This is a genomic window from Nocardia sp. NPDC056952, from assembly GCF_042674185.1.
Lineage (GTDB): Bacteria > Actinomycetota > Actinomycetes > Mycobacteriales > Mycobacteriaceae > Nocardia.
Genome location: NZ_JBHURA010000002.1, coordinates 50866 through 76243 on the forward strand (window position 1 = coordinate 50866; position 25378 = coordinate 76243).

Below are 25378 nucleotides of genomic sequence, written 5' to 3' on the forward strand. Positions count from 1 at the left end.
TCATGATGCGGTCGCCGCCGCTTGTTCGAGCAATCGAGCCAGTCGTGCGGCCACCTCGGCGACGTGCGGGGATTGGATCAACGTCAGATGGTCACCTGGTACCTCGACGACCTCGAGGTGTCCTGCCGCGTAGGCATCCCAGCCGTTGGTCGGGTCACGGTGCAGGGTGCCCGCCCGGTCATGGGCGGGACGAAGCACCTGCGGCAATGGCAGCGCGGCGCGCAACAAGGTGATGTCGCCATCGTAGGCCTGCGGCCGGTAGGCGTCGATCGCGCGCCACCCCGCCACGAACACCTCGAACAACCGCCGGACCAGCGCACGGGATCCGGTCGGCGGCAGCACGCCCGCTTCGACGGCAGTGGCGAGGATGAAGTCGAAGACGGCGTCGTCGGTGTCGAGCTCCTGCGGGATCTCGATCACCGCGGTGTCGGCGCCGCGCGCCAGCCACAGCAGTTCCCACAGGAAGAACTCGTAGAGCGCGTGTTCGGGCACCGGCATGCCGTCGCCGTGGCGCACCGTCATGGTGTCGATCAGGGCCAAGGTGCCCACCTCGTGACCGGCTTCGGCCAGCTGGCGCGCCATTTCGAAGGCGACCATCCCACCCAGCGACCAGCCGCCCAAATGGTAGGGCCCTGCCGGTTGGACGCGGCGCAGCGCGGCGATGTAGTTGCCCGCCATCTCCGCGATGGACTCGGCCGGGGTGCTGCCCGTCTCGAGGCCCGCGGCCTGCAGGCCGTACAACGGCAGCCCCTCGGGTAGGTGTTTGCTCAATTCGATGTAGCACAGCACATTTCCGCCGATCGGGTGCACGAGGAACAGCGGTGTCCCGGTACCCGGTCGCAGCAGCACCAGCGGATCGAAACCCGACTCGGCACGTTCGTCGAGCTGCGCGGCCAGGGCGGCGACTGTGGGGCCGGTGGCCAGGGTGGAGACCGGCAGCGACACCCCGTAGCGCTGTTCGATGGACACGATCAGGCGCATCGCGGTCAGGGAAGTACCGCCGAGAGCGAAGAAGTCGTCGTACACGCCGATTTCGGGCAGGCCGAGTGCTTCGGCCATCAGTGCCGCCAGCCCTGATTCCGCGGGCGTGCGTGGGCGAACCCGGGCCGCGGAGGTGGCGGCGGGCAGTGCCATTGCGGCCAGGACGGCGTCGGCCCGCTTGCCGCTCGGGGTCAGCGGCATGGCGTCGAGCCAGACCAGCCGACTGGGAATCATGTAGTCCGGCAACCATTCCCGCAGTGCGGCGCCGATCTCCGGCTCGTCGACATCGGCACGGGAGCCGACCAGGAACGCCACCAGGGCGGTGTGGGCGCTGGAGGCCGCTGCGGCGGTGGTGTGCGCCACCACGGCGACTTCGCTGACGCCGGGCAATTCCGCGGTGACACGGTGCAGTGCCAGCTCGACTTCCATCGGTTCCACCCGGTGACCACGGATCTTGACCTGTCCACCGCGGCGGCCGTCACTGATCACCTCACCGCCGGGCAGTCGGCGTCCGATATCGCCGGTCCGGTACAGCCGACGCGGCGGTGCGAACGGGTGCGGAACGAAGGCGGCCTCGGTGAGATCGGGCCGGTGCTCGTAGCCGTCGGCGAGCGCGGCGCCGCCGAGGTAGATCTCGCCGGGCACGTGGTCGGCGACCGGGCGCAGCCGGTCGTCGAGGACGAGGATCTCCACGCCGTCGATGGCGGTGCCGATCGGTGGCAGCGCCGGGAACAGCGCCGGGTCGCCGGTCATCGTGTATCGGGTGGCGACATGGGTTTCGGTGGGACCGTACTGGTTCTCCAGCAGCACGTCGGTACCTGCCGCGCACAGCGCCCGGATCTCGTCGGTGACGCGGAGTTGCTCGCCGGAGGAGATGATCACCCGCAGCCCGGCCGGTGCCGTGCCGAGCCGGATCGCGGCCTCGGCCAGTTGCTGCAAGGCCACATAGGGCAGGAAGATCCGTTCGGCGCCGGTGCTCGTGAGCACGCGGGCAAGGGCGGGTAGATCGCGGCGCTGCTCCTCGCTCAGCAAGATGAGGCGACCCCCGCCGCACAGCGTCGAATAGATCTCCTGGAATGACACATCGAACGACAAGGGGGCGAATTGTGTTGTCGCCGGGGTTCGTTCGACACCGGGCAGTACCCCGCTGGTGGCCGAGAGCTGCCAGCGGATCAGGTTGGCCAGCGCGCGATGCGGCATGGCCACACCCTTCGGCGTCCCGGTGGAACCCGACGTGAACAACACGTACGCGGTGGCCTCGGGATCGCTCGCCGGCAGTTCGGCGGTGATTCCGGGTGCGAGCAGTTCGTCGAGGGTGAGTCGCGAATACCGGGGTGGTACCAGAGTCTCGTGGCCGGCGCCGGTGATCACCGCGAACGGCTGTGCCTGGTCCAGCATCGCGTGCAGGCGCGAGGTCGGATAGCTGACATCGAGCGGCACGCAGGCCGCGCCCGCCTTGGCGATTCCCAGAACTGTCGCGATCTGCTCGGGTGATCGGTCCACGGCCACCGCGATGCGGTCGCCCTGGCGTGCCCCGCGCGCCACCAGTGTTGCCGCGACCCGGTTGGACAGGGCGAGCAGCTCCACGTATGTCATTGCCCGACTGCCGAATTCGACGGCAACCGCATCGGGTGTGCGGGCCGCGCGGGCATCGAAGAGGTCGATCACCGTGCCAGCGGCCGGTGCGGCAGCCAGCGTCTCCGGGGAGGGAGCCAGCGAGCCGAAGTCCACTGTGGCCGAGGGATCGCCGGTGAGCAGGTCGAGGACCCGCAGGTAGGTTTCACCGATGCCGATCAGCTGGTCACAGGTGTAGGTCGCGGGGTCGCCGTCGACGCGCAGTGCCAGCGTTCCGTCGAGAGGGTTGCGGATCGCGTTGACCAGCAGCGCGAAGTTGGTGTCCTCGCGAATGTCGATGCCGAGCAGAGTCACATCCAGCGCGTCCATGGCCGCGCCCGCGGCATGGAAGTGCACATAGTTGAACGCGGTGTCGAGGACCACGCCTGCTTCGCGCTGGATGTCGGTGAGCGGGAACCGCTTGTGCTGTGCGCTGTTGCGCTCCCGCTCGAAGACACCGGTGAGCACCTCACGCCCACTGCGACCGCTGAAGTTCAACCGCAGTGGCATCGTGTTCAGGAACAGCCCGGCCATGCGCTCGGCATCGATGCGCTCGGGCCGCCCGTGGGTGACGACGCCGGTGGTCACATCCGTGCGACCGGACAACAGGCCGACGGTGCACAGGTGTGCGGCCAGCAGGACCGCCTTGACCGGGATATGCGCGGCGGCGGCCACCTCGTCGGCACGTGCCAGCAACTCGGCGCCGACCGGAACCGGCACCGAAACACGCGCCTGCGGCGGACCCGCGGCCGGTGTCGCGTCCACGGGAACATGGGGGCGCAGCCCGGGAACGCGGATCGTCTCCGCACCGTCCAACTCCCTCGCCCAGTAGTCCCGATCGGCCGGATCATCGAGCGAATCACGCTCGGCACGAACATATTCGGCGAAGGACGGAAGCTCGGTGGGGAACTCGCCCGCGCCCCGATAGTCCGCCAGCAGCTCCGAGATCAGCGTCGCCACACTCCAGCCGTCGAGGATGGCGTGGTGGAACGACAGCACCAGCTCGATCCGGTCGGCGAGCCGGAACACCGTGAGATCGAACAGGCCCGGCTGCTCGAAGGCATACCGGCGCAGGCGTCGTCGCTCGATATGGTCACGAACCAATGCCTCGGCCTCGTCGGCTTCGGTCGCGCGCAGATCGACGATCGTCAACGGGGGATCGAGGTGGGCGTGCACGAGTTGCAGCGGCTCGGAATAGCCGGCGAGCTCGAAGGAGGTGCGCAGCATCGGGTGCCGGGCGATCGATCGCGACGTCGCGGCGCGCAGCGCGGCCTCGTCCCACGGCATCCGCAGCGAATACCGGAAAACATCGTGGTAAAGCGATGATTCGGCACGTTCGCGGCTGTGGAACAGCATACCCAGCTGCAACCTGGTCAACGGGTACGCGTCCACCACATGCCGCAGGCGGGCCCGGTCGATCCCGGCCACGAGCTCGAACGGGGCGAGGGCGACCGCGGCGACGGCACCGGTGCCCGCCCGCTCGGCCAGTTCGGCGATGGTGGGGCATTCGGCGATGTCACGAGCACTGATCACCAGCCCCCTGGCCTCGGCCCTGGCTCGCACGCGCAGCAGCAGAATCGAGTCGCCACCGAGGTCGTAGAAATTGTCGAACACCGACACCGACTCGCGGTCGAGCACCTCGCGCCAGATGAGCGCCAACTGTTCCTCGACCGGTGTGCGCGGTGCGGTGTGCTCGACGGTCGAGTTCTCGGCGGTGATCGCCGCGAGCGCGGCGCGGTCGGCCTTGCCGCTCGGGGTGAGCGGGATCGCGTCGACACGGACGAACAGCGACGGAATCATGAACTCCGGCAATGTCTTCGACAAGGCTGCACGCAGTGCGGCGGGCTCCGGTGCGGATGCCGCCACGCAGTAGGCGGCCAGATAGGTGGCGCGATCGGGTGCGGCCCGGTCGATGACCGTGGCGGCGGTGATGCCGGGCAGCGCGGCCAGCGCGTTCTCGACCTCGCCCAGCTCGACCCGGTTGCCCCGGATCTTCACCTGCCGGTCGATGCGTCCCAGGTACTCCAGTTCACCGTCGGCGAGGCGGCGAGCCAGATCGCCGGTGCGATACATCCGCTCGCCCGGATGGAACGGGTCGGCGACGAATTTCTCCGCCGTCAGTTCCGGGCGATCGCGGTAGCCGCGTGCCAGACCAGCTCCGGCGATGCACAATTCGCCCGCGACGCCGACCGGTTGGGGCTGGTCGGACGGGCCGAGCACGTACAGGCGGGTGTTGTCGATCGGTCGGCCGATCGGCACCCGGGTCACCGTCTGGGCCGGATCGACCGGGCAGTCGTAATAGGACACGTCCACCGTGGCCTCGGTCGGGCCGTACAGGTTGACCAGACGTGGCGCGCGGGCACCGAGTCCGGCGAAAGTCTGATTCCACCGGTTGACCTGATGGGGGAGCAGCGCCTCGCCACTGCAGAACACCGTCCGCAGACCGGCGGTGTAGTCCACCGCGGTCGGGTCGGACTCGAGCAGATCCAGGAAGGGCGTCAGCATCGACGGCACGAAATGCATGACCGTGACACCGACGTCGGCGACGGCGGCGAGCAGTTCACGCGGATCCTTCTCACCGCCCGGCCGCAGCAGTGCCACCTGGGCACCCTCGAACGCCCACCAGAACAGCTCCCACACCGATACGTCGAACGAGGACGGCGTCTTCTGCAGGATCACATCGGTGGGGGCCAGCGGATACTGGCGCTGCATCCAGCCGATCCGGTTGAGCGCCGAATGATGCTCGACCACCACACCTTTGGGGCGACCGGTGGAGCCGGATGTGTAGATCACGTAGGCCGGGTCGGTGCCGGTCGGGACCGGAGTCCGCGCCGGGGTGTCCGTCGACCAGTTCTCCGGCGACAGCGCGAGCCCGCCGGATATCTCGGTGTCGGTCAGCACCACCTTGGCGGCACTGTCGGCCAGCAGGTAGGCGATTCGGTCGGCAGGATAGCCGGGGTCGATCGGGACATAGGCGGCTCCGGCGTGCAGAGCGCCCAGGATCGCGACGAGCATGTCCGGACCGCGTTCGAGCAGCACCGCGACCAGATCGCCCGCCTCGACCCCGGAATCGCGGAGCACGCCGGACAGGGCGGCGGCACGGTCGGTGAGCTCGCGGTAGGTGATCGAGTCGCCGGTCGCGGTGTGGACCGCGACCGCGTCCGGCGTGCGCTCGGCCTGAGCCATGATGCGGGCGATGACGGTGGTCTGGTCCTCGTAGGGACGTGCTGTCGCGCGAGCGCGGTCGACCAGCAGGTCGTGCTCGGCCGCCGACAACATCGGCAGCAGTGACGGTTCGGTGTCGACGGCGTCGATCCCGGCGTGCAGCAACGCGATCAGGTGATCGGCGACGGACTCGATCGGGTAGTCGGCATCGAAGATGTCGGCGGCGTGATCGAGGCGGATCAGCAGCGGCCCGTCGTCGTCGATCTCGGAGATCGTCCAGGCCATCGCCAGCGGGCTGTACCCCTGGGAGGGTTGCTGTACTTCCTCGAGTCCGTCGATCAAGCCCGCGGCCGAGGGCAGGCGCGGGTAGGCGACCGTCACGTCGAACAGCTGTCTCGCCGGGTTGCCGAGGCGGCGCAGCTCGCCCATGAGATCGCCGAGCGGATAACGCTCGTGCTGCTTCATCCGGCGTACATCGGCTTTCACCGTCGATACCAGTTCGCGCACGGTGCGCGGGCCCGCCGTCCGGATGGACAGGGGAAGCGTGTTGGCGAAGTGGCCGATGGTGGCCTGCTCGGTGGGGTTGGCACGATTGCCGAACGGAATGCCGATGGTGACCTCGTCGGCGCGCAGGACCCGCGACAGGTAGAGGCCGAGCATCGCACAGAAATACGGGTACAGCGACAGCCCTGATTCGCGAATCCGGTTGACCAGCAAGCGATCCAGCGTGAACTCGTATGCCGTGACCGGTGCCAGTCCCTCGGTGGCGCGGGGCCGGTCGAACAGCGCGGGGGTGGTGGTGGTCAGCGCGGAGACCAGAGCGTCGCGGTCGAGGAGGTACTGATCGCTCGCCCGGTAATCACGCTCGAACGGCAGGCACCCCAGAAACGAGGACCCCGGCAGCTCGATCGGATTCCCTGCCGCCGTCGTGGCGTAGTCGGTGAGGATCTGAGCGCCGATATGGAACAGCCCGGTCGCGTCGGCGGCGACGTGGTGGGTGGTCAAGACCAGGTAGGACGATTCCGCGCCGGCGCGGATGATGTGCGCCCGGAAGGGCACCGCCCCGGTGAGGTCGATCGCCGAACCAGTGAGCACCTCGATCCGGCGCTGCGCCTCGGCATGCGGATCGGGGGCAGCGCCGACATCGATGACCTGGACCTCCGGCATCGGATCGGACGAGAGCTCCTGGTAGGGAACACCGTCGAGGACGCGGTACCGCAAACGCAGACCGTCGTTGCGCGCCCAGGTCCGCTCGATCGCGGCGACCATCACGTCGACGTCGACGGCGAGGGAGAAGCGGCCGACCACAGTGGACAGGTAGCTGGGCAGACCGGGAAAATGTTCCACGATCGTCCAGATGTCGCGCTGATAGGCAGTCAGTGGATGGCGCATGGAAACGGACATGGATATACCCCTGAGGTGAAGAGCTGAAATGTGCTCGATCGCGCGGCGCTGCAGCGATCCGAATTCCGTCCGGTGGCGGTCTTCGCCCGGCTGATCGGGCGATTCACGAGTGGTCCGTGCGCCCAAACGGCGCTCGTTTCACTGTGTCATTCGGGCTGGTCGATAGCCAATGTTGTTGTGCGGTAACGGAAGTCACTTATCGCGGAAATCGACCGGCGAAACGCCGGATTGTCCGGATATTTGGTCCTGCGAGACGAATACGGAGCCGAAGAATTGCACCCGGAGCCAAACCGCCGCGCCGGGGATCGGTCAGTCCTCACGTACGGCGATGTGACGGTGGACTCTTCGCAGGAACGGCGGTGCCCACCAGTTCGCGGCGCCCAGCAGGCGCATGAAGGCGGGTACCAACACGCCCCGGACAACGGTCGCGTCCATCAGTACCGCCAGTGTCAAGCCCACGCCCATCAGCTTGGTGAACGCGACCTGTGAAAAGGCAAGCCCCACACAGACAATCGCCATCAGCGCGGCGGCCGCGGTGACGATGCGGCCGGTGCGCTCCAGCCCGTACGCGACCGCGTCGGCCGTCACACCGCGCGTCCGGTACTCCTCGGTGATCCGTGACAGCAGGAACACCTCGTAGTCCATCGACAACCCGAAGGCCAAGCAGAAGACGAGCACCGGCACGGGCGCGGCCAGATAGCCGATCTCGGTGAAATCGCCGACCAGCCATTTCAGGTGCCCGTCCTGGAAGATGTAGACCATCGCGCCGAAGGTCGCCGACAAGCTCAATGTGTTGAGCAGCACCGCCTTCAACGGGATCACCACGCTGCCGGTGAACGCGAACAGCAACACCAGCATCGCGACCACGATGAGTGCGACGACCACGGGCAGGCGCCCTGCCAATCCGGATTTGGTATCGGTGTTCTCGGCCGTGGCGCCGCCGACCAGCAGCGGCGCGGGCGAGTCGGTCCGCCGGATGTCATCGAGCAGGGTTTCGGCGGCCTGCGAATACGGGTCGATATCGGGGATCACTGTCAGATGTGCGCCCTCGGGCCCGGACTGGCTCCGGACCAGCCGCACATGCGAGAGATGCTGTATGCGCTGTGTCAGCTCGGCCAGTTCGGTCGTGCTGATCTGCCCGTCGACGACCACATCGAACCGTCCCGCCGAGGTCGCCGGGAATTCGGCGCGGAGCACGTCACCGACCTGACGGCTCTCCACCGTCACCGGCAATGCTCGATCGTCGGTCAGACCCAATCGCAGCCCCGCGAACGGGACGCCGAGCAAGACCACCACCAGCAACGCCGCACCACCGAACACCCAGGGGCGCGCGGTGACTCGCCGCGCGGTGCGATACCAGAAGCCGTTCTCGGGCAGCATGGGTGCGGGGGCGGCTCGCCCGCGCAGCCGGCGGATGCCGCGACGCAGGTCGAGTGAGTCGATGCGGTGCCCGAACAACATGAGCAGAGCAGGCAGCAACGTCACGGTGGCGAGCGCGGCCAAGAGCGTCACCGACAGGCAGGCCGCGGCCAGGGAACGCAGGAACGGCATCGGGAACAGCAGCATCGCCAGCATCGCGATGACGATCGTGGCGGCGGAGAACAGCACTGTGCGCCCGGCGGTCAGCACGGTCACCCGCACCGCGGTCGGTACGTCGCGGCCGCCGTGGCGTTCTTCTCTGAATCGGCTGACCAGGAACAGGCTGTAGTCGATGCCGAGACCGAGTCCGAGCACCGTGGTCAGATTCAGCGCATAGCTGGAAACCTGGGTGACCTCGGTGAGCAGGCGGAGGATTCCGAACGTGCCGATGATCGACACCACGCCGAGTACCAGCGGCAGCCCCGCGGCGACCAGACTGCCGAAGATCAGCACCAACAGCACCAGCAGGATCGGAATCGTCACCGCCTCACTGACTTTCATGTCATGCGACAGTTGTTCGGTGACATCGTGATAGCTCACCGCGGCGCCACCCAACCGCAGGTGGAGCTCGCCGTAGTCTCGATCCCGGTAGCTGTCGATCAGCCGGGACGCCACGGTGTCCACCACGATCTCGTCACCGGGAATATCCACGGCGACCAGCGCCTTGCCGCGATCGGTAGTGCGGAGGAATTCCGCTGATCCGGTGGACCAGTACGAGCTCACCGAACGCACACCGGACACCGCGGCGAGCTCGGTGGTCAGCCGTAGACCGGTGGCGGCGACCGCGGGCGTGTCGACGTTTCCTGCTGCGGTCGGAACATCTACCAGCACAATGACATTCGGTGTCCCGGTGGTGTACTTGTCCGCCAAGACCCGAGCGGCGCGCGCGGATTCGGCATCCGCGTTCCAGAACCCGCCGCCGGACAATCGCTGCTGCAGCGAAGCGCCACCCGCACCTGCGAGAACGAGTAACAACGCGATCACCGCGATCACGGTCTTCGGTCGACCAACAGCCATCCGCGCGAGTACTCGCACCGTCCCTCATCTCATCGCGGGCACCGCACGTGCACTCCGGCGCCGTCTTCATCGCGACGGCCATCACCACCGCCGCGGCTCGGGCATGGAGGGGGCGGCGCCGGTGCCATCCCGCGACCCGGGTCGAAGCAAGTATCGATGCGGCGAACAGTCACTGTCACTGCATCCTCCGGAGAATTTCCGCCGCAGAACTTGTCGCGGCGACAGGATTCTGCGCTGGAGTCGACCGGACCGGTCCGCCGCTGTCAGTCGAGCACGTGCGAGCGGATGTCGGCTGCCCACTGCACGTATTCGACGTTCGTGCCGTCCGGGTGGCGCGCGTACACCACCCGACCTGTCGCCGAGACAATCGGACCGCTGGTGATTTCGCCGCCGATGTCGGTGACGAACTGCCTCGCCGCGTCGAGGTCGTCCACGATCACCGGTCCGATGGTGTCGCGGTATGCGCTGACCGCGTCGTGCGGCCCGGCGATGACAAGGAAGTCCCCGACCGCTGCGATATCGGCTTGTTCGAAGCGGAAGCGCAGATCCGCCGCGGTTCCGACGAGCTTTTCGTAGACGGGAAGCGCTTGCTCGAGGTCGGTGACAAAGAGTCGGGCGTAGGTCTTGAGGATCTTCACCGCCACGACGGTACGGTCGATGTTTGTCGTGGGTAAGTACGCACTTCGAGGTGAGAGGCTCTACATGGCTGTCGTCAGTGAATCCGTGCGGCAAGCGCAGGCGGCCGCTGTCGCTCGCCGAATCTTCGCGACGCTGTCGACGAAGTGGGCATTGACGGTCATCGAAGCGATCGGAACTCGCGAGCGACGTTTCGCCGAGCTGCATCGGTCGGTCGAAGGCATCAGCTACAAGATGCTCACCCAGACCCTGCGTGGGTTGGAAGCCGACGGAATCGTCGCCCGCTACGACCACCACTCCGCCAACCCCCGCGTCGACTATTCGCTCACCGCGGCCGGGATCGACCTGCTCACGACCGTGCACGAACTGTGTGGCTGGTCGCGCACGCACCTGGAATCACTGCTCGCCGCGCATCCCACCGCGGACCTATCACTGTGCACCACGGTCTCGTCCGCGGACTCGGGGTACGACCGGACCGGGTCGCACCCCGAACCGCAGCTCACGCCGGGACGTACTCGGCCGCCACGTCGAGAATCCAGGTGACACCGAAGCGATCACTGAGCATCCCGAAAGCGGGCGCCCACTGAGCGGGGCCGAATGCCTCGATCACCGTCGCGCCCTCGGCGAGGCGTTCCCACAGCGCGCCGACCTCCTCGACGGTCTCGCCGCGCACCGAAAGGAAGAACCGCTCCTCGGTGATGGTCGTGCCGTTCTCGCGGCGGGTGGTGGGCGCGGACGCAGCGGCAGGGGAGTCCTGGCCGGGCACGTCATAGGCCATGACTCGGAACCCGTTGTCGGCAACGATTTCACCGAAGACGACCTTGGCGGCGTCGGGCAGTTCGGTCGGCATGCCGAAGTCGGCGTAGGTGGCGAGGGTCAGCCGGCCCTCGAAAACCGACTGGTAGAACTCCAGGGCCGCACGGGCCTGGCCGTGGAAGTTCAGGTGGGCAACAGTGTTGACCGTCATGTCTGATCAGTGTCCCTTCGCGTGGTGTGTGCCGCCGGGGGGCGACGAATTCCACCCTGTCATCGGTAGCGGACAGGGAATGTCCTCTACTGCTGGCAATCTGGAACCATGCCGACATCGTCTTCGACGGCGACTTCCCGCCGCCTGCTCTCGCTGCTGTCTTTGCTGCAGGTCCGCAGGGACTGGCCAGGAGGTCTACTGGCCGAGCGGCTCGACGTCAGCGGACGCACGGTGCGCCGCGACGTCGATCGCCTGCGCGAGCTCGGCTATCCCATCCAGGCGATCAAGGGCCCCGAGGGCGGTTACCGGCTGGAGGCAGGCAGTGAACTGCCGCCGCTGTTGTTCGACGACGAGCAAGCTGTCGCGCTCGCCGTAGCGTTGCGCATCGCGGCAGGGACCGGGGCGGGCATCGAAGAAGGCGCCGCGCGAGCCCTCGCCACTGTGCGACAAGTCCTACCGGCGAGGTTGCGGGCGCGAGTCGACGCGCTCGAGCTCGCCGCGAGCGGTGCCGAAGTCCAAGTCGACACCCGGGTTCTGGTGGAACTGAGCACCGCGATTCGATCCGCGGAGGAGGTGCGCTTCGACTATCAGCGGTCTGCGAACGGGGCCGAATCGGGCGCGCCGCGCCGCGTTCAACCCCATCATCTCGTGGTTCGAAACGGGCGTTGGTATCTGATCGGCTGGGATCCCGAGCGCGAGGACTGGCGAAGCTTTCGCGTCGATCGAATGAGTTTGCGCATCCCGAACGGCCCGCGCTTCGCAGCTCGGGAATTGCCAGGTGGAGATGTCGTCGCGTTTCTCGCCGCGCGGTTCAAAGGCTCTGAGAGTGCCGATGTCTGGCCGTGCAACGGCGAGGTAGTCCTCGATCTTCCCGCCACCCGGGTCGCCCCGTTCGCCGGTGACGCAATCGTGGAGGCGCTGGGCGATGGGCGCACCAGGCTGTCGATCGGTTCGTGGTCATGGGCGGCGCTCGCCGCGGCACTGGCGCGTTTCGACACCGACATCGAGGTCGTCGGCCCCCCAGCGCTACGCGATGCGTTCGCGGCGCTGTCCCGTCGCGCAGCCCGGGCTGCGCGGGCGCCCTCGGCGTGATAACGCCGCCGAAGTAGCGGGTGCGAGATCTTAGGATGGCGCGTGGGCCCGCGATGGTGGGTGCGATCGAGATCGATGAGGAGCCGGTTGTGTCGGACACGTTTGTCGTTGCTGCTCGAATTCCCATGGAGCGACAGGCATTCGAGCAGTGGTTGAAGACACCGGCGCCGGGGCCGGAGACTATCGAGAATCACGGCGCGATGTATGACGGGTGGTTCTGGGACGGCAAGACACCGGATTGGCGGCAGGCCGAGGAGGGGATAACGCCTCGGGAGTACTTCGCCGACTGCTTCGGGGAGGACACCGGTGGGCTGACCTACATGCTGAGGTATCGGGCGGGAGCGCTCGAGGCGTATTTGATGCACTTCGGATTCTGCGAGTCGAACATCTATACCGCGCTGGTGATGCTCGCCGCGGCGGGGCGCTCGAGCTCCGAGGTCGCACCGAGCGCGGTGTTGTTCTGGGCCGAAACCAGCGGATCGATGTTCGCGGCGGATTCGGGTGGGTGGCTGGCGACGCTGTTGGTGGGTCCCGACCGGGCGCGGTTCGCCGCCGATTTCGATCTCACGGCGACGATCGCGGAGTTGCGGCCGGCTGAAGCGAGCTACTTCGATCTACTCGTCCGGTTGGCCGACGTGGAGGAATCGGTTGGCGGCGAGGGTGAGTCGAGTTTCGCCGCGATCGCTCGTGATCCACGGTATGTGGATGCTGCGGTGCTCGCCGAGATCTGAGCGGGAAACGGTGTTGGACCCGGACGTTCGACTATGCCCGGGTCACCCGTCGCAGCCGGCGAACGCCCAGCACGACAAACAGTTTGCTTTATGCAGACGCTGCGTCATATGCGGCGATAATGTCTGCGGAGATCCGTCCGCGAGTCGATACCGTGTGGCCGTTGCTGCCGGCCCATGCACGAATCGCGGTGAGATCGTTGCGTCGAATCGGTGTGCTCGCAGGGGTTTTCGCGGAGAGTCGACCGGTGGAAGTCTTGGTGCGGCCGATTCGGCGGGCGTAGGGAAGCCACTGGTCGAACGTTTCGCGCAGTTTGGTGGCGTTGGTCTCGGACAGGTCGATTTCGTAGGCGACTCCGTCGATTCCGAAAGTGACGGTCTCGTCGGCTTCGGATGTGCCGTCGAAGTCGTCGATAAGGCTGACAATGATTTTGCGCGCCATGGGAATCCTTCTCATTCGGGTGCGGAGGTGTCCACGGATCGTAGTAGCCGAATGCGGGTCGAGCGCGTCTAGTGCCAGCGCACAGGCAGCAGAAGGGCGCAAAGCGCAGAGTCGATGGTCACGTGTCCTTCGCGACCAGCAGCGAGCCTGTCGCGTGGACGATATCGAGGTGTCGAATCGTCGGCTCGCCGGGACGGACGCCCGCGAAAGCGGCATCGACCGCGGGGTGGATGCGTTCGTCGAAGGCGCGAGCGCAATGCGCCTCGGACTCCCACACGTCGATATAGCGCAGTCCGCCGTCGTCGCGACGCACGCACAGGTGTAGCAGCGAGCCGTCGAGTGGTTCCGGACCCAGTCCTTCGATGATCCGGTTGTAGAGCTCCTCACCGATAGGGACATCTTGAATGTAGGCGTAGACCATGGCCGGATCCCTTCTGAATTCACCCGAATCAGTATCGGATGAATATTGGTAGAATAGGCGCCGATGAACGAGAACGTCAAGGCAGACAAGCGTCGATACCACGCCCCTCGGCGCGCCGCGCAGGCCGCGGATACGCGTCACGCGATCCTCGCGGCGGCGCGAGCGCTGTTCGTGGAGCGGGGCTATGCCGCCACCACGGTGGCCGAGATCGCTACGCACGCAGGCGTCTCCGTCGACACGGTCTACGCATCGATCGGACGTAAGTCGGTACTGCTCCGAGAACTGGTCGAGACAGCGCTCTCCGGGACCGATCATGCGATTCCGGCTCGGCAGCGCGAGTACGTTCGTGCGATCCGAGAGGCGAACGCAGCCGAGGACAAGATCGCGATCTATGCCGACGCGCTGGCCGCCATTCAGCAACGCCTCGCGCCGATCTTCCTGGCGCTGCGCGAGGCAGCGACGACCGACGCGTCGTGTGCGCGCATATGGGCTGAGATCAGCGAGCGCCGCGCCGTCAATATGCGTGAGTTCGCAGCAGACCTGCGCAGTACGGGGCAGCTGCGCGACGATCTGTCCGACGACGAGGTTGCCGACGTGATCTGGAGTATGAACGCCACCGAATACTGGGTACTGCTCGTAGGCGAACGCCATTGGACGGCAGAGCGTTTCCGTGACTGGCTGGCCGACGCCTGGATCCGGCTGCTCCTGCGCGATCGGCATAACGCGCGGTAGTGCGGCAAAGGAAAGCACCCTTGTCACCGGTCCGAACCTGCGTGTTCCGGGCCGGTAGCGTGCTGTGGTCGCTATCGTGCAGGGCGTAGGCAAGGCTCGAACGGGAGTGAGTGCCGTGAACCAAATGACCAGGTCGCACGATCCGGAACTGCTGACGCTGCCGACATTCGGCAGCTTTTTGCGGTGGTTGCGTGACGATCGCCGAATGTCACGCGAGCGACTGGCCGTCTCGGCAGGAGTCAGCGCCAGCTATGTCACCCACCTGGAGTGGGGCGACCGGGATCATCCAGCGCGTGCGGTCGTCGAATCCTTGGTCGACTGCCTGGGTCGAGCCCGGGCGTTGACGATGACCGAGCGACGGCACCTGTTCGACCTGGCAGGACTGCCGATCACGTCGACCCCCACGGTCGAGCAACTGCGCGCCCGAATCAGCGACGACGCGCTGCGCATACTCGATGCGCAGCGCGGCGGAGTGGCCGGATATTTCGACGCCCGCGGCAATATCCTGGCGCTCAACGACGCCGCGCAGTCGATATTGCCCGGGCTGCGCGTCGGCGAGAACGGGCTGCATTGGTTGTTCGGGAACGAGATCGCCCGGCAGGTCTTCGTCGACTGGGACACTGTCGCACAGGCGACGGTGAGCGGATTACGCGGCCGAATAGGGACCTTCGGCCACGCCGACTGGCCAGAGCAGCTTCTCGACGAGCTCGGTGCGTACCCGGAGTTCTGTTCGATATGGAACGCCGGAGAAGTGACGTTCACCTCGGAGCTGCCGCCGATCCGACTCCGCCAATCAGGGGCGGGACGACCGGTCAGTCTCACTGTGCAGGTGTTCGATGTCGACGTCGTGGATTATCCGGGCTGGTTGCGCGCCTTTGTGGGGATTCGCCGCGACCTTCCGATGGCGCGGGTATCGATCGTGTAGAGGACCGATCTTCGGCGACCATCGTCGCGGCCCGATGCTCCGGTAGTCGACCTCGATGCGCGGCGCATTCTCAGGATTGTGCACTGTCGAGTGGTTGTACCGGACGGGGCTACCACGTGTGACCTGTGTTCAGCTCACATATCGGTGTCGATTGCCCGAATTCCGCGTCGTGGCATCACCGGGTCGTATAATTCACACCACTGAACGAATCCCGGACCAGTCCTCGTGTCGGACTGATTGCGCGACAGAGCTGCGCCGGGCTCGGCAGTGAATTCTGTGCGCCGGTGGATCGTTGGTCGAATCACAGGGGAACAAATGAATTCCAGATCCGATGCCGTGATGCCGACCGGTCGGAGATTCTATTTCGGTGGAGCCGTGGGAGCGTTGGTATTGGTGTGGTTGTCGCTGACGCCGTCCCTGCTGCCCAGAGGTCCGTTGTTCCAGGGAATCGTCACCGGTGCCGCCGCTGCCTTCGGATACGGACTCGGCATCGCGGTCGCCGCCCTGATGCGGTGGATGTTGCAACGACAGCGTGAGCCCGCGCCATCGGTGGCGCGGTGGGGGTTGGGCCTCGTGGCCTGCCTCGGATCGGTCGCGGTGCTGGCCTGGTATGCCGACTGGCAAAGCGATCTGCGTTCGCTCATGGGGGTGAGCGGACTTGCCTGGCACGCCTATCCGATCATCGTGGTGATCGCCGCAGTCGTGTTCGGGGTATTGATCGCGATAGCGCGGCTGTGCTGGTCGCTGTCGCGATGGGTCGGTGGGCTCTTGGCACGGGTGATGCCGCCGCGCGTCGCGGCGGTGCTCGGCGGTGTGGTGGTGGCCGCGGTGGCTGTCGCCGCGGTCAACGGCGTGGTCGCGGACGTGGCGATGTCGATGCTCAACCAGACGTTCAAGGCCGTGAACGACGAGAGCTCGCCCGATACCGAGGAGCCCGTTCTCGCGGAGCGTTCCGGTGGTCCCGGCTCGCTGGTGAGCTGGGACTCGCTGGGCAGGCAGGGGCGAATCTTCGTGTCCAACGGTCCCACCGCGAGTGAACTGGCCGCATTCAGCGGAAAGCCCGCGCGCGAGCCGATTCGCGTCTACACCGGCCTCGATTCCGCGGAGACCATCAGAGCCGAAGCAGATCTCGCGGTTGCCGAGTTGCGTCGGGCCGGTGGATTCGAACGAGCGGTCCTCGGGGTCGCGACCACCACCGGGACAGGGTGGATCAACGAGTCGACTGCCTCGGCGTTGGAGTATCTGGCCAACGGTGACAGTGTGTTGGTGAGTATGCAGTACTCCTACCTGCCGAGTTGGCTCTCCTTTGTCGTCGACCAGGAACGCGCTCGACAGGCCGGTCAAGCGCTGTTCGAGGCGGTGCACGCCGAGTGGGACCTCTTACCGGTCGATCGCCGGCCGAAGCTGGTGGTTTTCGGGGAGAGCCTCGGGTCCTTCGGTGGTGAGGCGGCGTTCTCCGGCATCCAGGACATGGCGGCCCGTACCGACGGCGTCCTGTTCGTCGGTCCCACCGCCACCAATCCGGTGTGGCGCGATGCCACCGCACGACGAGACCCGGGTTCCCCGCAGTGGCTGCCGATCTACCGGGACGGGCACACTGTGCGATTCGTCGCTGACACACCGGATCTCGCCCGCCCCGACGCCGTGTGGATCGCACCCAAGGTCGTCTATCTCCAGCACGCCTCGGACCCGATCACCTGGTGGACCCCGCGACTGCTGTTCCAGAAACCTGACTGGCTCACCGAGGAACGCGGTCGCGATGTCCTGCCTAGCACCCGCTGGATCCCGGTGGTGACGTTTCTGCAGGTGTCGGCGGACATGGCAGTCGCGGTCGATGTGCCGGACGGGCACGGCCACACCTTCCAGGCCGACATCGCCGATGCCTGGGCCGCGATCCTGTTACCGGCCGACTGGACCGTCGCCGACACCGAGCGTTTACGAGAGATCCTGCGTGGCGCCGAGTGAACGCCACCCCGTCGAAAGGAGGACTCCGATGAACGACGCCGCCGGTAAGCGGTCCCTGCTGAGTCGCGTGTCACCAACCCAATGGGTCGCCATCGGGTTGAGCATCTTCGCCGTCGTGTTCGTGTTGGAGAACAGAGGAAAGGTCTCTGTCGAGATCCTCTTGATCACGGTCAGTTCCCCGATGTGGCTGATCCTGCTGGCGATGTTCGTCGTCGGCTGGATCGCTGGAGTTCTCACCACCCGGCGCGCCCGCAGATAAGTGCCCGGCTGGTCGCCGGTGCGGCGGACTCGGCTATCGAACCGAGTCCGCGGCGTCTGCGATGGTGTCGGCGACGGCGATCGGCTGGGAGACCAACGAGGCATGCGAGGAGCTGATCTCGCGAGTGGTGGCCCCGGCACGCCCAGCCATGAATCGTTGCGCGGCTGCGGGGATGACACGGTCCTCACCCGAGATCAGGTACCAGTTGGGTGTGCTCGCCCACGAGGGTGCGCCGGAGGGTTCCAGATTGGCGTTCAATGCCGCCGAGTGCTGATGGGCGTACATGTTCGCGGCGGTCTCGGCGCTGACGTCCTGGGCGAAGATATCGCGGAAGTACGGTTCCTCGATGTAGCCGTCGACATTCTTGCCCGCGATCCCGGTGGCGTCGTCCACGACCCGTACCTGCAGTGCGGGTGGGAACAGTCGGCTGCCGGGGAACCGGATCGGGTCGATCAGGCCCAGCACGAACTCACCCTGTGCCGGGGCGAATGCCGCGATATAGACGTTGGCTTTGACCTTGGAGTCGTGGGTGTTGGTGATGACCGACCCGCCGTAGGAGTGCCCGACGAGCACAACCGGGCCGTCGATGGAGTCGAGCACGCCCTGCAGCGCCTGCGCGTCGTTGCGGGGCCCGCGCAGCGGGTTGTCCACTGTGACAACACGATAGCCGCGTCCGCGCAGCTCGGCGGCGACTCCATCCCAGCTGGTGGCGTCGGCGAAGGCGCCGTGCACCAGAACCAGGGTGGGTTCGCCGGGATCGGCGGTCGCGAGTGCGGGGACGAACGGGCCGAGCGCGACAATCGTGGCTGCCACGACGCTCAGCATCCGGCGTCGGCGCGGATTCGGAACGTTGGTCGACAAGGACATGATCAGTTCACCCTTACTTTCGCTGAAATGGGGTCCAGCCTTCGTAGTTCACCGGCACCGTGATGCGCGGGTGCAGCACCCGGATGACCCTGGCGGCATCGCGGGCGCCCATCGTGTATTTCACCGGTCCGGTGAGACCGAACCGGGCCGCACTCAGATGCAGCGGCGCGACGTCGATGACGAGTCGGCGGGCCACTTGCTCGAGTCCCGAAAATACACTGAGTGACCCGACATCCGGACCGCGACATGCGATCGCGCCTGTCGGATGTCGTTTTCTACAATTTCGGCGTGACGCTCACCCTCGCCGACCTCGTCGGCTATACCGATCGTGGCCTCGATGCCGATCTCGCCCACTGGTTCGGTGACGGCGAACCTGTCGTCGTCTCCGCCGGAACTCGTTCGGTGGAACCGTTTCTCGAACGACTGCCTCCGGTCGGCGCCGCCGCACTCGCGGCCTTCGACCGCCGGGTTCGTTCCGGTCGGCTGCCGCAGTTCCTCGACATCTTCGACTGGTCCTACGCTTTCGACTTCGCCGGCAACGGCTGCGGGATTCTCGATGCGGACTACACGACCGAACTGACCGACGAGGACGTGTTCTCCATCGGGGCAGACGGCGGCGGCAACCTCTACGTCGTGCTCACCACCGGTCAGGTCGCGGTGTGGTTTCACGAGGAAGAGGTCCTCGAGGGCGGGACCCGCTTCGACAACCTCGACGTCTTCCTCTGGTCGTATGTGCGCTACCGCGCGGTGCGTGCGGGCAAGCTCGCCCTGTCGGAGGTCGAGGCCGACTTCACCGCGCTCGGCCAGGACGGCGCGCTCGCCGAGGACCTCGGGTTGCTGAGCCTGATGGAACCCCTGCGCTGAGCACGCGGGCGATCCCGGGCCGGCTGTCGTGACAGATGTCATGTCGCATCCATGAGGGTGTCATCGGAAAAGGTGGTGGCGCGCACTGGCTTCCGACGTTCGCGGCGACGAACGTTGGAGCTGTGCCTAGCACACACCTTTTCGCGCAACCGCTTGGAGAGCACGATGATTCAGCCCGAATCCCACCGCGACGTCGACGAGTCCGCCGCCTCGCGGGTATCGACGGCCGACCCTACGCAGCGGCTGGTCGACCAACTCGGCGGCACCACAGGAATGATCTACACGGCGATACCGATCATCGCGTTCGTCGTGGCGAATGCGCTGGTGGCACTACCGATTGCCATCGGGTCCGCCGTCACCGTCGCGGTGGCGATCATGGGAGGTCGGATCGTCCGCGGTGAGCCGGCCGTCCAGGCGAGCGGCGGGCTCGTCGGAGTCGTCGTCGCCGGTGGTGTCGCCGCGTGGACCGGGTCGGCAGGCGGATTCTTCCTGGTCGGCATCTGGGCCAGTCTGGCCGGCGCCGTTGTCGCACTCGTCTCGCTGCTGGCACGCCGACCACTGACCGGGGTGCTGTGGAACATGCTGCACGGCAACGAGTTCGCCTGGCGGCAGGACCGCCCGTCACTGCGCGGGCACGATATCGCCACCCTCGCCCTCGCCGCGGTGTTCACGGCACGCTACTTCGTCCAGGACTGGCTCTACGACATCGATGCCGCCGGTTGGCTGGCCACCGCCAAGATCCTCATGGGAACCCCGCTGCTGGCGCTGGCGCTAGTGGTCGTCGTCTGGGCGTTTCGTCGCTCGACCCAGCGACTGCTCGAGTGAGCGACGCGACTCCTCGTGCAGGATCGCGAGAAGTTCTTCCTCCAGCGCGACGAATTCAGGGGCGGTGATCATGGACAACCCGCGCGGGCGCGGCAGATCGATACGCAGTTCGCGGCGCACGGTGGCCGGACGCGCCGACAGCACGATCACCCGGTCCGACAGGTACACCGCCTCACGGACATCGTGGGTGATCATCAGGACCATCCACCGGTAGCGCTGCCAGACCTCTTGCAACCACGCCTGCATCTCGGTGCGAGTCAGCGAGTCGAGTGCGCCGAAGGGTTCGTCGAGCAACAGCAACTCGCGCTCCTGGACGACGGTGCGCAGCAGTGCGGCCCGCTGCCGCATCCCGCCCGACAGCTGGGACGGGCGGGCATCCTCGAAACCGGACAGGCCGAATACCGGGAACAGTTCGCGAGCGCGGCGTCTGGCCTCTGATTTCGGGACACCCTGCACGCGCAAACCGAGGATGGTGTTGTCGAGGATGGTTCGCCACGGGAACAGCAGGTCTTTCTGCGGCATGTAGGCGCAGTGCGACGCGGTGTCCTCGCCGTCGGCCGCACGGAAGCCGACGTTGCCGGAGTCGGGGGATTCGAGTCCGGCCAGCATGTTGAACACCGTGCTCTTGCCGCAGCCGCTGGGGCCGATGACCGTGACGAACTCGCCCGATCGGACCGTGAACGACACCCCGCCCAACACCTCGAGACCAGGGCTGCCACGACCGGGCTGGGGGAACGACTTGGTGATTTGGTCGACGACGATCCGGTCGCTCGCTGCGTCAGTCACGCCGGCTCCTGTTCTCCGCGCGCGCCCACGGCGCGACCAGGCGCTCGACCGCGAACGTCGTCAGGTAGAGCGCGATACTCAGCAACGCGGTCACCAAGACCGCCGCCAGCACCAGATCGGTGCGGAACGAATTCTTCTGCAGGCTCATGTAGATGCCGAGACCGACACTGGCGCCGACATATTCGGCGAACACCGCACCGACGACCGCGTAGGTGATCGCGATCCGCAACGAGGTGAAGAATCGCGGCAGCGCGGAGGGCAGCCGCACATACCGGAACTCCTGCACGCGGGACGCGCCCATACTGCGTAGCAGCGCGCCCGCGTCACGGTCTGCCGCGGCGAACCCTTCGATCAGGCCGATGGCCATCGGGAAGAAGGTGACCAGTGCGACCACCAGGATCTTCGGCAGGAGACCGAACCCGAACCAGATGATCATCAACGGTGCGATCGCGACGATCGGCACGGTCTGCGACGCCACGAACAACGGCACCAGCGCGCGTCGCAGCCAGGGCGAGAAGTCGACGACCACCGCCAGTATCCATGCCGCGCTCAGCGAGACCGCGAAACCGATCAGCGTCACCTGCAAGGTGGCGGCCGCGTGGGTAGCGATCTCGTCGCGATGCGCCCAGCCCTGCTCGACCACACGCACCGGCGAGGGCAGCACCTGCGGACGCACACCGCTGGTGATGACATAGATCTGCCACACGGCCACGAGGACCGCCACCGTGACGATCGATGGCACCGCCCACCGGATCCCTGTCCAGCGACCGGCCCGGTCGCTGGACAGGGCTTGCGCGTCTACGGACCGGTCACGGGTTGGCAAGGTAGTCATCGGTGAAATACGTCGACCAGTCGGGCTCGGTGGTCAGTGGTTTACCGTCGGGCCCGTTGAGCAGGCCGCTGCGGTACAGGAATCGGGAATTCGCTGACCACTGCTCCACGGTCTGGGTACCGACTCGGCCGTTCGGGTCCTTCATGAACTGGTCGGCCAGCATTCGCTGACTGTCGAAGACCAGCTTCTCGTCGTTGAACGCGCCCGGGTTGGCGTCGATGAGGTCCTGGGCGGCGGCGTCCGGGTTGTCCGCGGCGAACTGGTAGCCCCGTTGCAGGGCCTGGACGAACTTCTTCGCGCGGTCGGGGTTCTCGGCGAGCCAGCCTTCGTTGGCGTCGATCACGATGGCGTAGGAGTCGGGGAATCCGAAATCGGTGTAGCGGAAGTACTTCATCGGAGTGCCGTGGTGTTCGGCCTCGATGCCCTCCCACGCCAGATACGAGACGGTGAAGTCCGCTTTCCCGGAGTAGACGGCCTCGTACGCCGACGATCCCAGCATGACGGAGGTGAATTCGCCGGTGCCGCCGTCGTTGCGGATGACCTGCGCGAGTGACTCCTTCTCACCCGGGTCACCGAAACCGGCGTAGGTCTTGCCGTCCAGATTCTTCGGGCTCGCGAGGTCGGCACGGTCGGCGCGCACACCGATCCCGGTCGCCCAGTGCTGCAGGGGCGCGAGCACCGACTGGATGCGAGCACCCGAGGCGCGGGCGAACGTCGACGAATTGTGGGTACTGATCCCGAATTCGGCGTTCCCGGCATCGACCACCGTGTCGACCGAGGTGTTGTTGTAGGGCAGCACCTGCACATCCAGGCCGGCGTCGGCGAAGTAGCCGCGCTGCAATGCGACGTACAGTCCGGAGTGATTGGTGTTGGGCGTCCAGTCCAGCGCGAAGCGGATGGTCTGGTCGGAGCCGCCGCCCGAACCGCAGGCGGTGACCAGCGACAGGGTCGCAACGGTGGTTGCCATGACCGCGAGTGCGCGGCGCAGCCGCCCGCTCATGCGGCAGGCCAGGGCTGCGGGTGCAGGGCGGTGTCCCAGAACATCAGCTCATAGCGCACGGCGAGGATGAATGCCTTCTCCATCGCCGCCCGCTCACGCTCGGTCGCCGACTCGGCAGCGGCGTCGACCAGCGATCGCGCCGTGGCCGCGGCCTGCTGGAACTCTTCCGCGCCGTAGGTGGTGACCCACTGCGCGTACGGGTGGGCGGCGTCGGCGGCGATCACCTTCGCGGCACTCTCGGCCAGGCCGCGTCCCACGTCGGCATAGATCCAGAAACAGGGCAGCGCGGCCGCCGCCGCGACCGCGTAGGACTCGGTCGCCGCGGCCGCGATCAAGTAGGAGACATAGGCCAGGCAGGTCTGGGAATGCTCCGGCTCGCCCTGCCGCGGGGGCAGGGCTCCGCCGGTGAGCATCTGGTCGTGCATGGCCGACTCGACAGCGGCGGCGTTCGCGGACGAGGTCGCCCAGAAAGCCGCGGTCTGCGGGTCCGGCGACTTGGCGGCGAGAATCGCCAGCGCCTTCGAGTACCCGGTCAGATACAGCGAATCCTGTTCGATGTAGGTCCGGAACACCTCGAGCGGCAAGGTGCCCTCGCCGAGGTGCCGCAGGAATTCCAGCTCATCGATCGCGCTCCGCAGGACCTTGGTGCGGTCCCAGAGGTGATCGGTGAACAGGCCGGTATTTGTGGTGTGGGCGTGCAACACCGTGACATCCCTTCGTCAGCATTACCTGAACAGGTTCAGCGGGTCTGTTCTCAGCCTCGCGGTCGCGAGACACCCCGTGTCAGAACTCGACCGACACTAGCAGCGACCGCCGACACGCGGGCCGGGCCCGGTTCGCCGTGTAGCCCCGGTCACGGTGGTAGGTGTTCGGCGGCGAACCGGCACCCAGTAACTTGCCTGCCAAGGAGTTCGTCTTCCGCACCCATCGAATCGCCGAACGAAGAGAGCTGATCAATGTCGACCTCTACCGCGCGTGCGCACATCGGTGTCACCGGCCTGGCAGTGATGGGCAGCAACATCGCCCGCAACTTCGCCAAGCACGGCTACACCGTCGCGCTGCACAACCGCTCCGTGGCCAAGACCGACGCGCTGCTCGCCGAACACGGCGGTGACGGCGACTTCGTCCGCACCGAGACCGTGGAGGAGTTCGTCGCGGCGCTCGAGAAGCCGCGACGGGTGCTGATCATGGTCAAGGCGGGCGAGGCCACCGACACCGTCATCGAGGAGCTGGCTGCCGTGATGGAGCCGGGCGACATCATCATCGACGGCGGCAACGCCCTCTACACCGACACGATTCGCCGCGAGGCCGCCATGGCCGAACGTGGCCTCAACTTCGTCGGGGCAGGCATCTCGGGTGGTGAGGAAGGCGCGCTCAACGGTCCCGCGATCATGCCGGGCGGGCCCAAGGAATCCTACGAATCGCTCGGCCCGCTGCTCGAGTCGATCGCGGCGCAGGTCGACGGCACGCCGTGCTGTACCCACATCGGCCCCGACGGTTCCGGACACTTCGTCAAGATGGTGCACAACGGCATCGAATACGCCGATATGCAGCTGATCGGTGAGGCTTACAACCTGTTCCGTGACGCGCTCGGTTTCGACGCCGGGCAGATCGCGGACGTGTTCACACAGTGGAATTCCGGGGACCTGGAGAGCTACCTGGTCGAGATCACCGCGCAGGTGCTCGCGCAGGTCGACGCGAAGACCGGCAAGCCGCTGGTCGACGTGATCGTCGACGCCGCCGAGCAGAAGGGCACCGGCCGCTGGACGGTCAAGTCCGCGCTCGATCTCGGTGTGCCGGTGACCGGCATCGCGGAGGCGGTCTTCGCCAGGGCGCTGTCGGGTTCGCGTGCCCAGCGCAAAGCCGCGGTGGGTCTCGCCTCGGGCACGCTCGCCGACAAGCCCACCGATGTCGAGCAGTTCACCGAGGACATCCGGCAGGCGCTGTACGCGTCCAAGGTCGTCGCCTACGCACAGGGCTTCGACCAGATCGCCGCGGGCAGCGCCGAGTACGGCTGGGATCTGCACCCCGGCGATCTGGCGACGATCTGGCGCGGCGGCTGCATCATCCGGGCCCGGTTCCTGAACCGGATCAAGGAAGCCTACGAGCAGGACCCCGCCCTGCCGAGCCTGATCCTCGCGCCGTACTTCCGCGAGGCCATCGAGACCGCGATCGACAGCTGGCGGCGCGTGGTGTCCACCGCCACCCTGCTCGGTATCCCGGTCCCGGCGTTCGCGTCGTCGCTGTCGTACTACGACGCACTGCGCGCAGAGCGCCTGCCCGCCGCGCTGACCCAGGGCCAGCGTGACTTCTTCGGCGCACACACCTACGAGCGCATCGACGCCGACGGCAAGTTCCACACTCTGTGGAGCGGTGACCGCAGCGAGGTCGTCGCGGACTGAGCTCTGGCTGCCGGTGTGGTGAATCTCGGGGTCGG

At 66.7% G+C, this 25378-nt stretch carries 22 protein-coding genes and 1 riboswitch; of the genes, 10 read left to right on the forward strand and 12 right to left on the reverse strand.

The genetic code is table 11. From position 1 onward, the window contains the following. From ACFTS5_RS07385 to ACFTS5_RS07395, 3 genes are all read right to left on the reverse strand, one after another. The gene (locus ACFTS5_RS07385; RefSeq protein ID WP_378628458.1) at window positions 1-7164 is read right to left on the reverse strand and encodes an amino acid adenylation domain-containing protein; all 7164 of its coding nucleotides are present in this window, start codon (window positions 7162-7164) and stop codon (window positions 1-3) included. 309 nt (window positions 7165-7473) lie between these two features. Beyond that, window positions 7474-9600, reverse strand: a complete 2127-nt coding sequence (locus ACFTS5_RS07390; RefSeq protein WP_378628461.1) for an MMPL family transporter — start codon at window positions 9598-9600, stop codon at window positions 7474-7476. 263 nt (window positions 9601-9863) lie between these two features. Beyond that, window positions 9864-10238 carry a VOC family protein gene (locus tag ACFTS5_RS07395; RefSeq protein WP_378628463.1) on the reverse strand — a complete coding sequence of 125 codons (375 nt, stop codon included), beginning with the start codon at window positions 10236-10238 and terminating at the stop codon, window positions 9864-9866. Window positions 10239-10302: 64 nt separating this feature from the next. Here ACFTS5_RS07395 and ACFTS5_RS07400 point away from each other — a divergent pair, with 64 nt between their 5' ends. Further along, on the forward strand, window positions 10303-10779 hold the full coding sequence (locus ACFTS5_RS07400) for a winged helix-turn-helix transcriptional regulator (RefSeq protein WP_378628466.1): 477 nt from the start codon (window positions 10303-10305) through the stop codon (window positions 10777-10779). Here ACFTS5_RS07400 and ACFTS5_RS07405 read toward each other — a convergent pair. Then, window positions 10736-11203, reverse strand: a complete 468-nt coding sequence (locus tag ACFTS5_RS07405; protein ID WP_378628468.1) for a VOC family protein — start codon at window positions 11201-11203, stop codon at window positions 10736-10738. The two genes, ACFTS5_RS07400 and ACFTS5_RS07405, sit on opposite strands and share 44 nt — an antisense overlap. Before the next feature lie 108 nt (window positions 11204-11311). Between ACFTS5_RS07405 and ACFTS5_RS07410 the strand changes: the two genes are divergently transcribed. Together ACFTS5_RS07410 and ACFTS5_RS07415 are read left to right on the forward strand one after the other, a co-directional pair. Then, window positions 11312-12295 (forward strand): helix-turn-helix transcriptional regulator, encoded by a 984-nt coding sequence (locus ACFTS5_RS07410; protein ID WP_378628470.1) that lies wholly within the window; start codon window positions 11312-11314, stop codon window positions 12293-12295. An 89-nt stretch (window positions 12296-12384) separates the two neighbouring features. Further along, on the forward strand, window positions 12385-13026 hold the full coding sequence (locus ACFTS5_RS07415; protein ID WP_378628472.1) for a hypothetical protein: 642 nt from the start codon (window positions 12385-12387) through the stop codon (window positions 13024-13026). Window positions 13027-13114: 88 nt separating this feature from the next. On the opposite strand, the gene ACFTS5_RS07420 is transcribed toward ACFTS5_RS07415, so the two are convergent. Both ACFTS5_RS07420 and ACFTS5_RS07425 read right to left on the reverse strand, forming a co-directional pair. Further along, the gene (locus ACFTS5_RS07420) at window positions 13115-13465 is read right to left on the reverse strand and encodes an Lsr2 family protein (RefSeq protein WP_378628474.1); all 351 of its coding nucleotides are present in this window, start codon (window positions 13463-13465) and stop codon (window positions 13115-13117) included. A gap of 118 nt (window positions 13466-13583) precedes the next feature. Then, window positions 13584-13886, reverse strand: a complete 303-nt coding sequence (locus ACFTS5_RS07425; RefSeq protein ID WP_378628476.1) for a hypothetical protein — start codon at window positions 13884-13886, stop codon at window positions 13584-13586. Window positions 13887-13949: 63 nt separating this feature from the next. Here ACFTS5_RS07425 and ACFTS5_RS07430 point away from each other — a divergent pair, with 63 nt between their 5' ends. The 4 genes from ACFTS5_RS07430 (at window position 13950) to ACFTS5_RS07445 (ending at window position 17767) form a co-directional block, all read left to right on the forward strand. After that, entirely contained in the window at window positions 13950-14618 is a 669-nt protein-coding gene (locus ACFTS5_RS07430; protein ID WP_378628479.1) for a TetR/AcrR family transcriptional regulator, read from the forward strand. 124 nt (window positions 14619-14742) lie between these two features. Then, a complete protein-coding gene (locus tag ACFTS5_RS07435) occupies window positions 14743-15543 on the forward strand; it encodes a helix-turn-helix domain-containing protein (RefSeq protein WP_378628481.1) in 801 nt (266 codons plus the stop codon). A gap of 375 nt (window positions 15544-15918) precedes the next feature. Beyond that, the gene (locus ACFTS5_RS07440; RefSeq protein WP_378628484.1) at window positions 15919-17508 is read left to right on the forward strand and encodes an alpha/beta hydrolase; all 1590 of its coding nucleotides are present in this window, start codon (window positions 15919-15921) and stop codon (window positions 17506-17508) included. A 28-nt stretch (window positions 17509-17536) separates the two neighbouring features. After that, window positions 17537-17767, forward strand: coding sequence for a hypothetical protein (locus tag ACFTS5_RS07445; protein WP_378628487.1), 231 nt, complete (start codon window positions 17537-17539; stop codon window positions 17765-17767). A 33-nt stretch (window positions 17768-17800) separates the two neighbouring features. On the opposite strand, the gene ACFTS5_RS07450 is transcribed toward ACFTS5_RS07445, so the two are convergent. Beyond that, window positions 17801-18634, reverse strand: a complete 834-nt coding sequence (locus ACFTS5_RS07450; protein ID WP_378628489.1) for an alpha/beta fold hydrolase — start codon at window positions 18632-18634, stop codon at window positions 17801-17803. Between the two features lie 13 nt (window positions 18635-18647). Next, entirely contained in the window at window positions 18648-18830 is a 183-nt protein-coding gene (locus ACFTS5_RS07455) for a hypothetical protein (RefSeq protein ID WP_378628492.1), read from the reverse strand. A gap of 92 nt (window positions 18831-18922) precedes the next feature. Here ACFTS5_RS07455 and ACFTS5_RS07460 point away from each other — a divergent pair, with 92 nt between their 5' ends. Together ACFTS5_RS07460 and ACFTS5_RS07465 are read left to right on the forward strand one after the other, a co-directional pair. Then, window positions 18923-19498 (forward strand): hypothetical protein, encoded by a 576-nt coding sequence (locus ACFTS5_RS07460; RefSeq protein WP_378628494.1) that lies wholly within the window; start codon window positions 18923-18925, stop codon window positions 19496-19498. A gap of 165 nt (window positions 19499-19663) precedes the next feature. Then, window positions 19664-20323, forward strand: a complete 660-nt coding sequence (locus ACFTS5_RS07465) for a DUF3159 domain-containing protein (RefSeq protein ID WP_378628497.1) — start codon at window positions 19664-19666, stop codon at window positions 20321-20323. On the opposite strand, the gene ACFTS5_RS07470 is transcribed toward ACFTS5_RS07465, so the two are convergent. From ACFTS5_RS07470 to ACFTS5_RS07485, 4 genes are all read right to left on the reverse strand, one after another. Further along, window positions 20270-21109, reverse strand: a complete 840-nt coding sequence (locus ACFTS5_RS07470; RefSeq protein ID WP_378628499.1) for an ABC transporter ATP-binding protein — start codon at window positions 21107-21109, stop codon at window positions 20270-20272. The two genes, ACFTS5_RS07465 and ACFTS5_RS07470, sit on opposite strands and share 54 nt — an antisense overlap. Next, window positions 21102-21941, reverse strand: coding sequence for an ABC transporter permease (locus ACFTS5_RS07475; protein ID WP_378628501.1), 840 nt, complete (start codon window positions 21939-21941; stop codon window positions 21102-21104). The genes ACFTS5_RS07470 and ACFTS5_RS07475 overlap by 8 nt, the downstream gene beginning before the upstream one ends. Next, complete coding sequence (locus ACFTS5_RS07480; protein WP_378628503.1) at window positions 21919-22941, reverse strand: ABC transporter substrate-binding protein; 1023 nt, start codon at window positions 22939-22941, stop codon at window positions 21919-21921. Before ACFTS5_RS07480 ends, ACFTS5_RS07475 begins: the two co-directional genes overlap by 23 nt. Beyond that, on the reverse strand, window positions 22938-23645 hold the full coding sequence (locus ACFTS5_RS07485) for a TenA family protein (RefSeq protein ID WP_378628505.1): 708 nt from the start codon (window positions 23643-23645) through the stop codon (window positions 22938-22940). The genes ACFTS5_RS07480 and ACFTS5_RS07485 overlap by 4 nt, the downstream gene beginning before the upstream one ends. Further along, window positions 23636-23732: riboswitch (TPP riboswitch) on the reverse strand. (Overlaps the previous gene by 10 nt.) Window positions 23733-23897: 165 nt before the next feature. Here ACFTS5_RS07485 and gndA point away from each other — a divergent pair. Next, complete coding sequence (gndA, locus tag ACFTS5_RS07490) at window positions 23898-25343, forward strand: NADP-dependent phosphogluconate dehydrogenase (protein WP_378628507.1); 1446 nt, start codon at window positions 23898-23900, stop codon at window positions 25341-25343. Window positions 25344-25378: the final 35 nt, after the last annotated feature.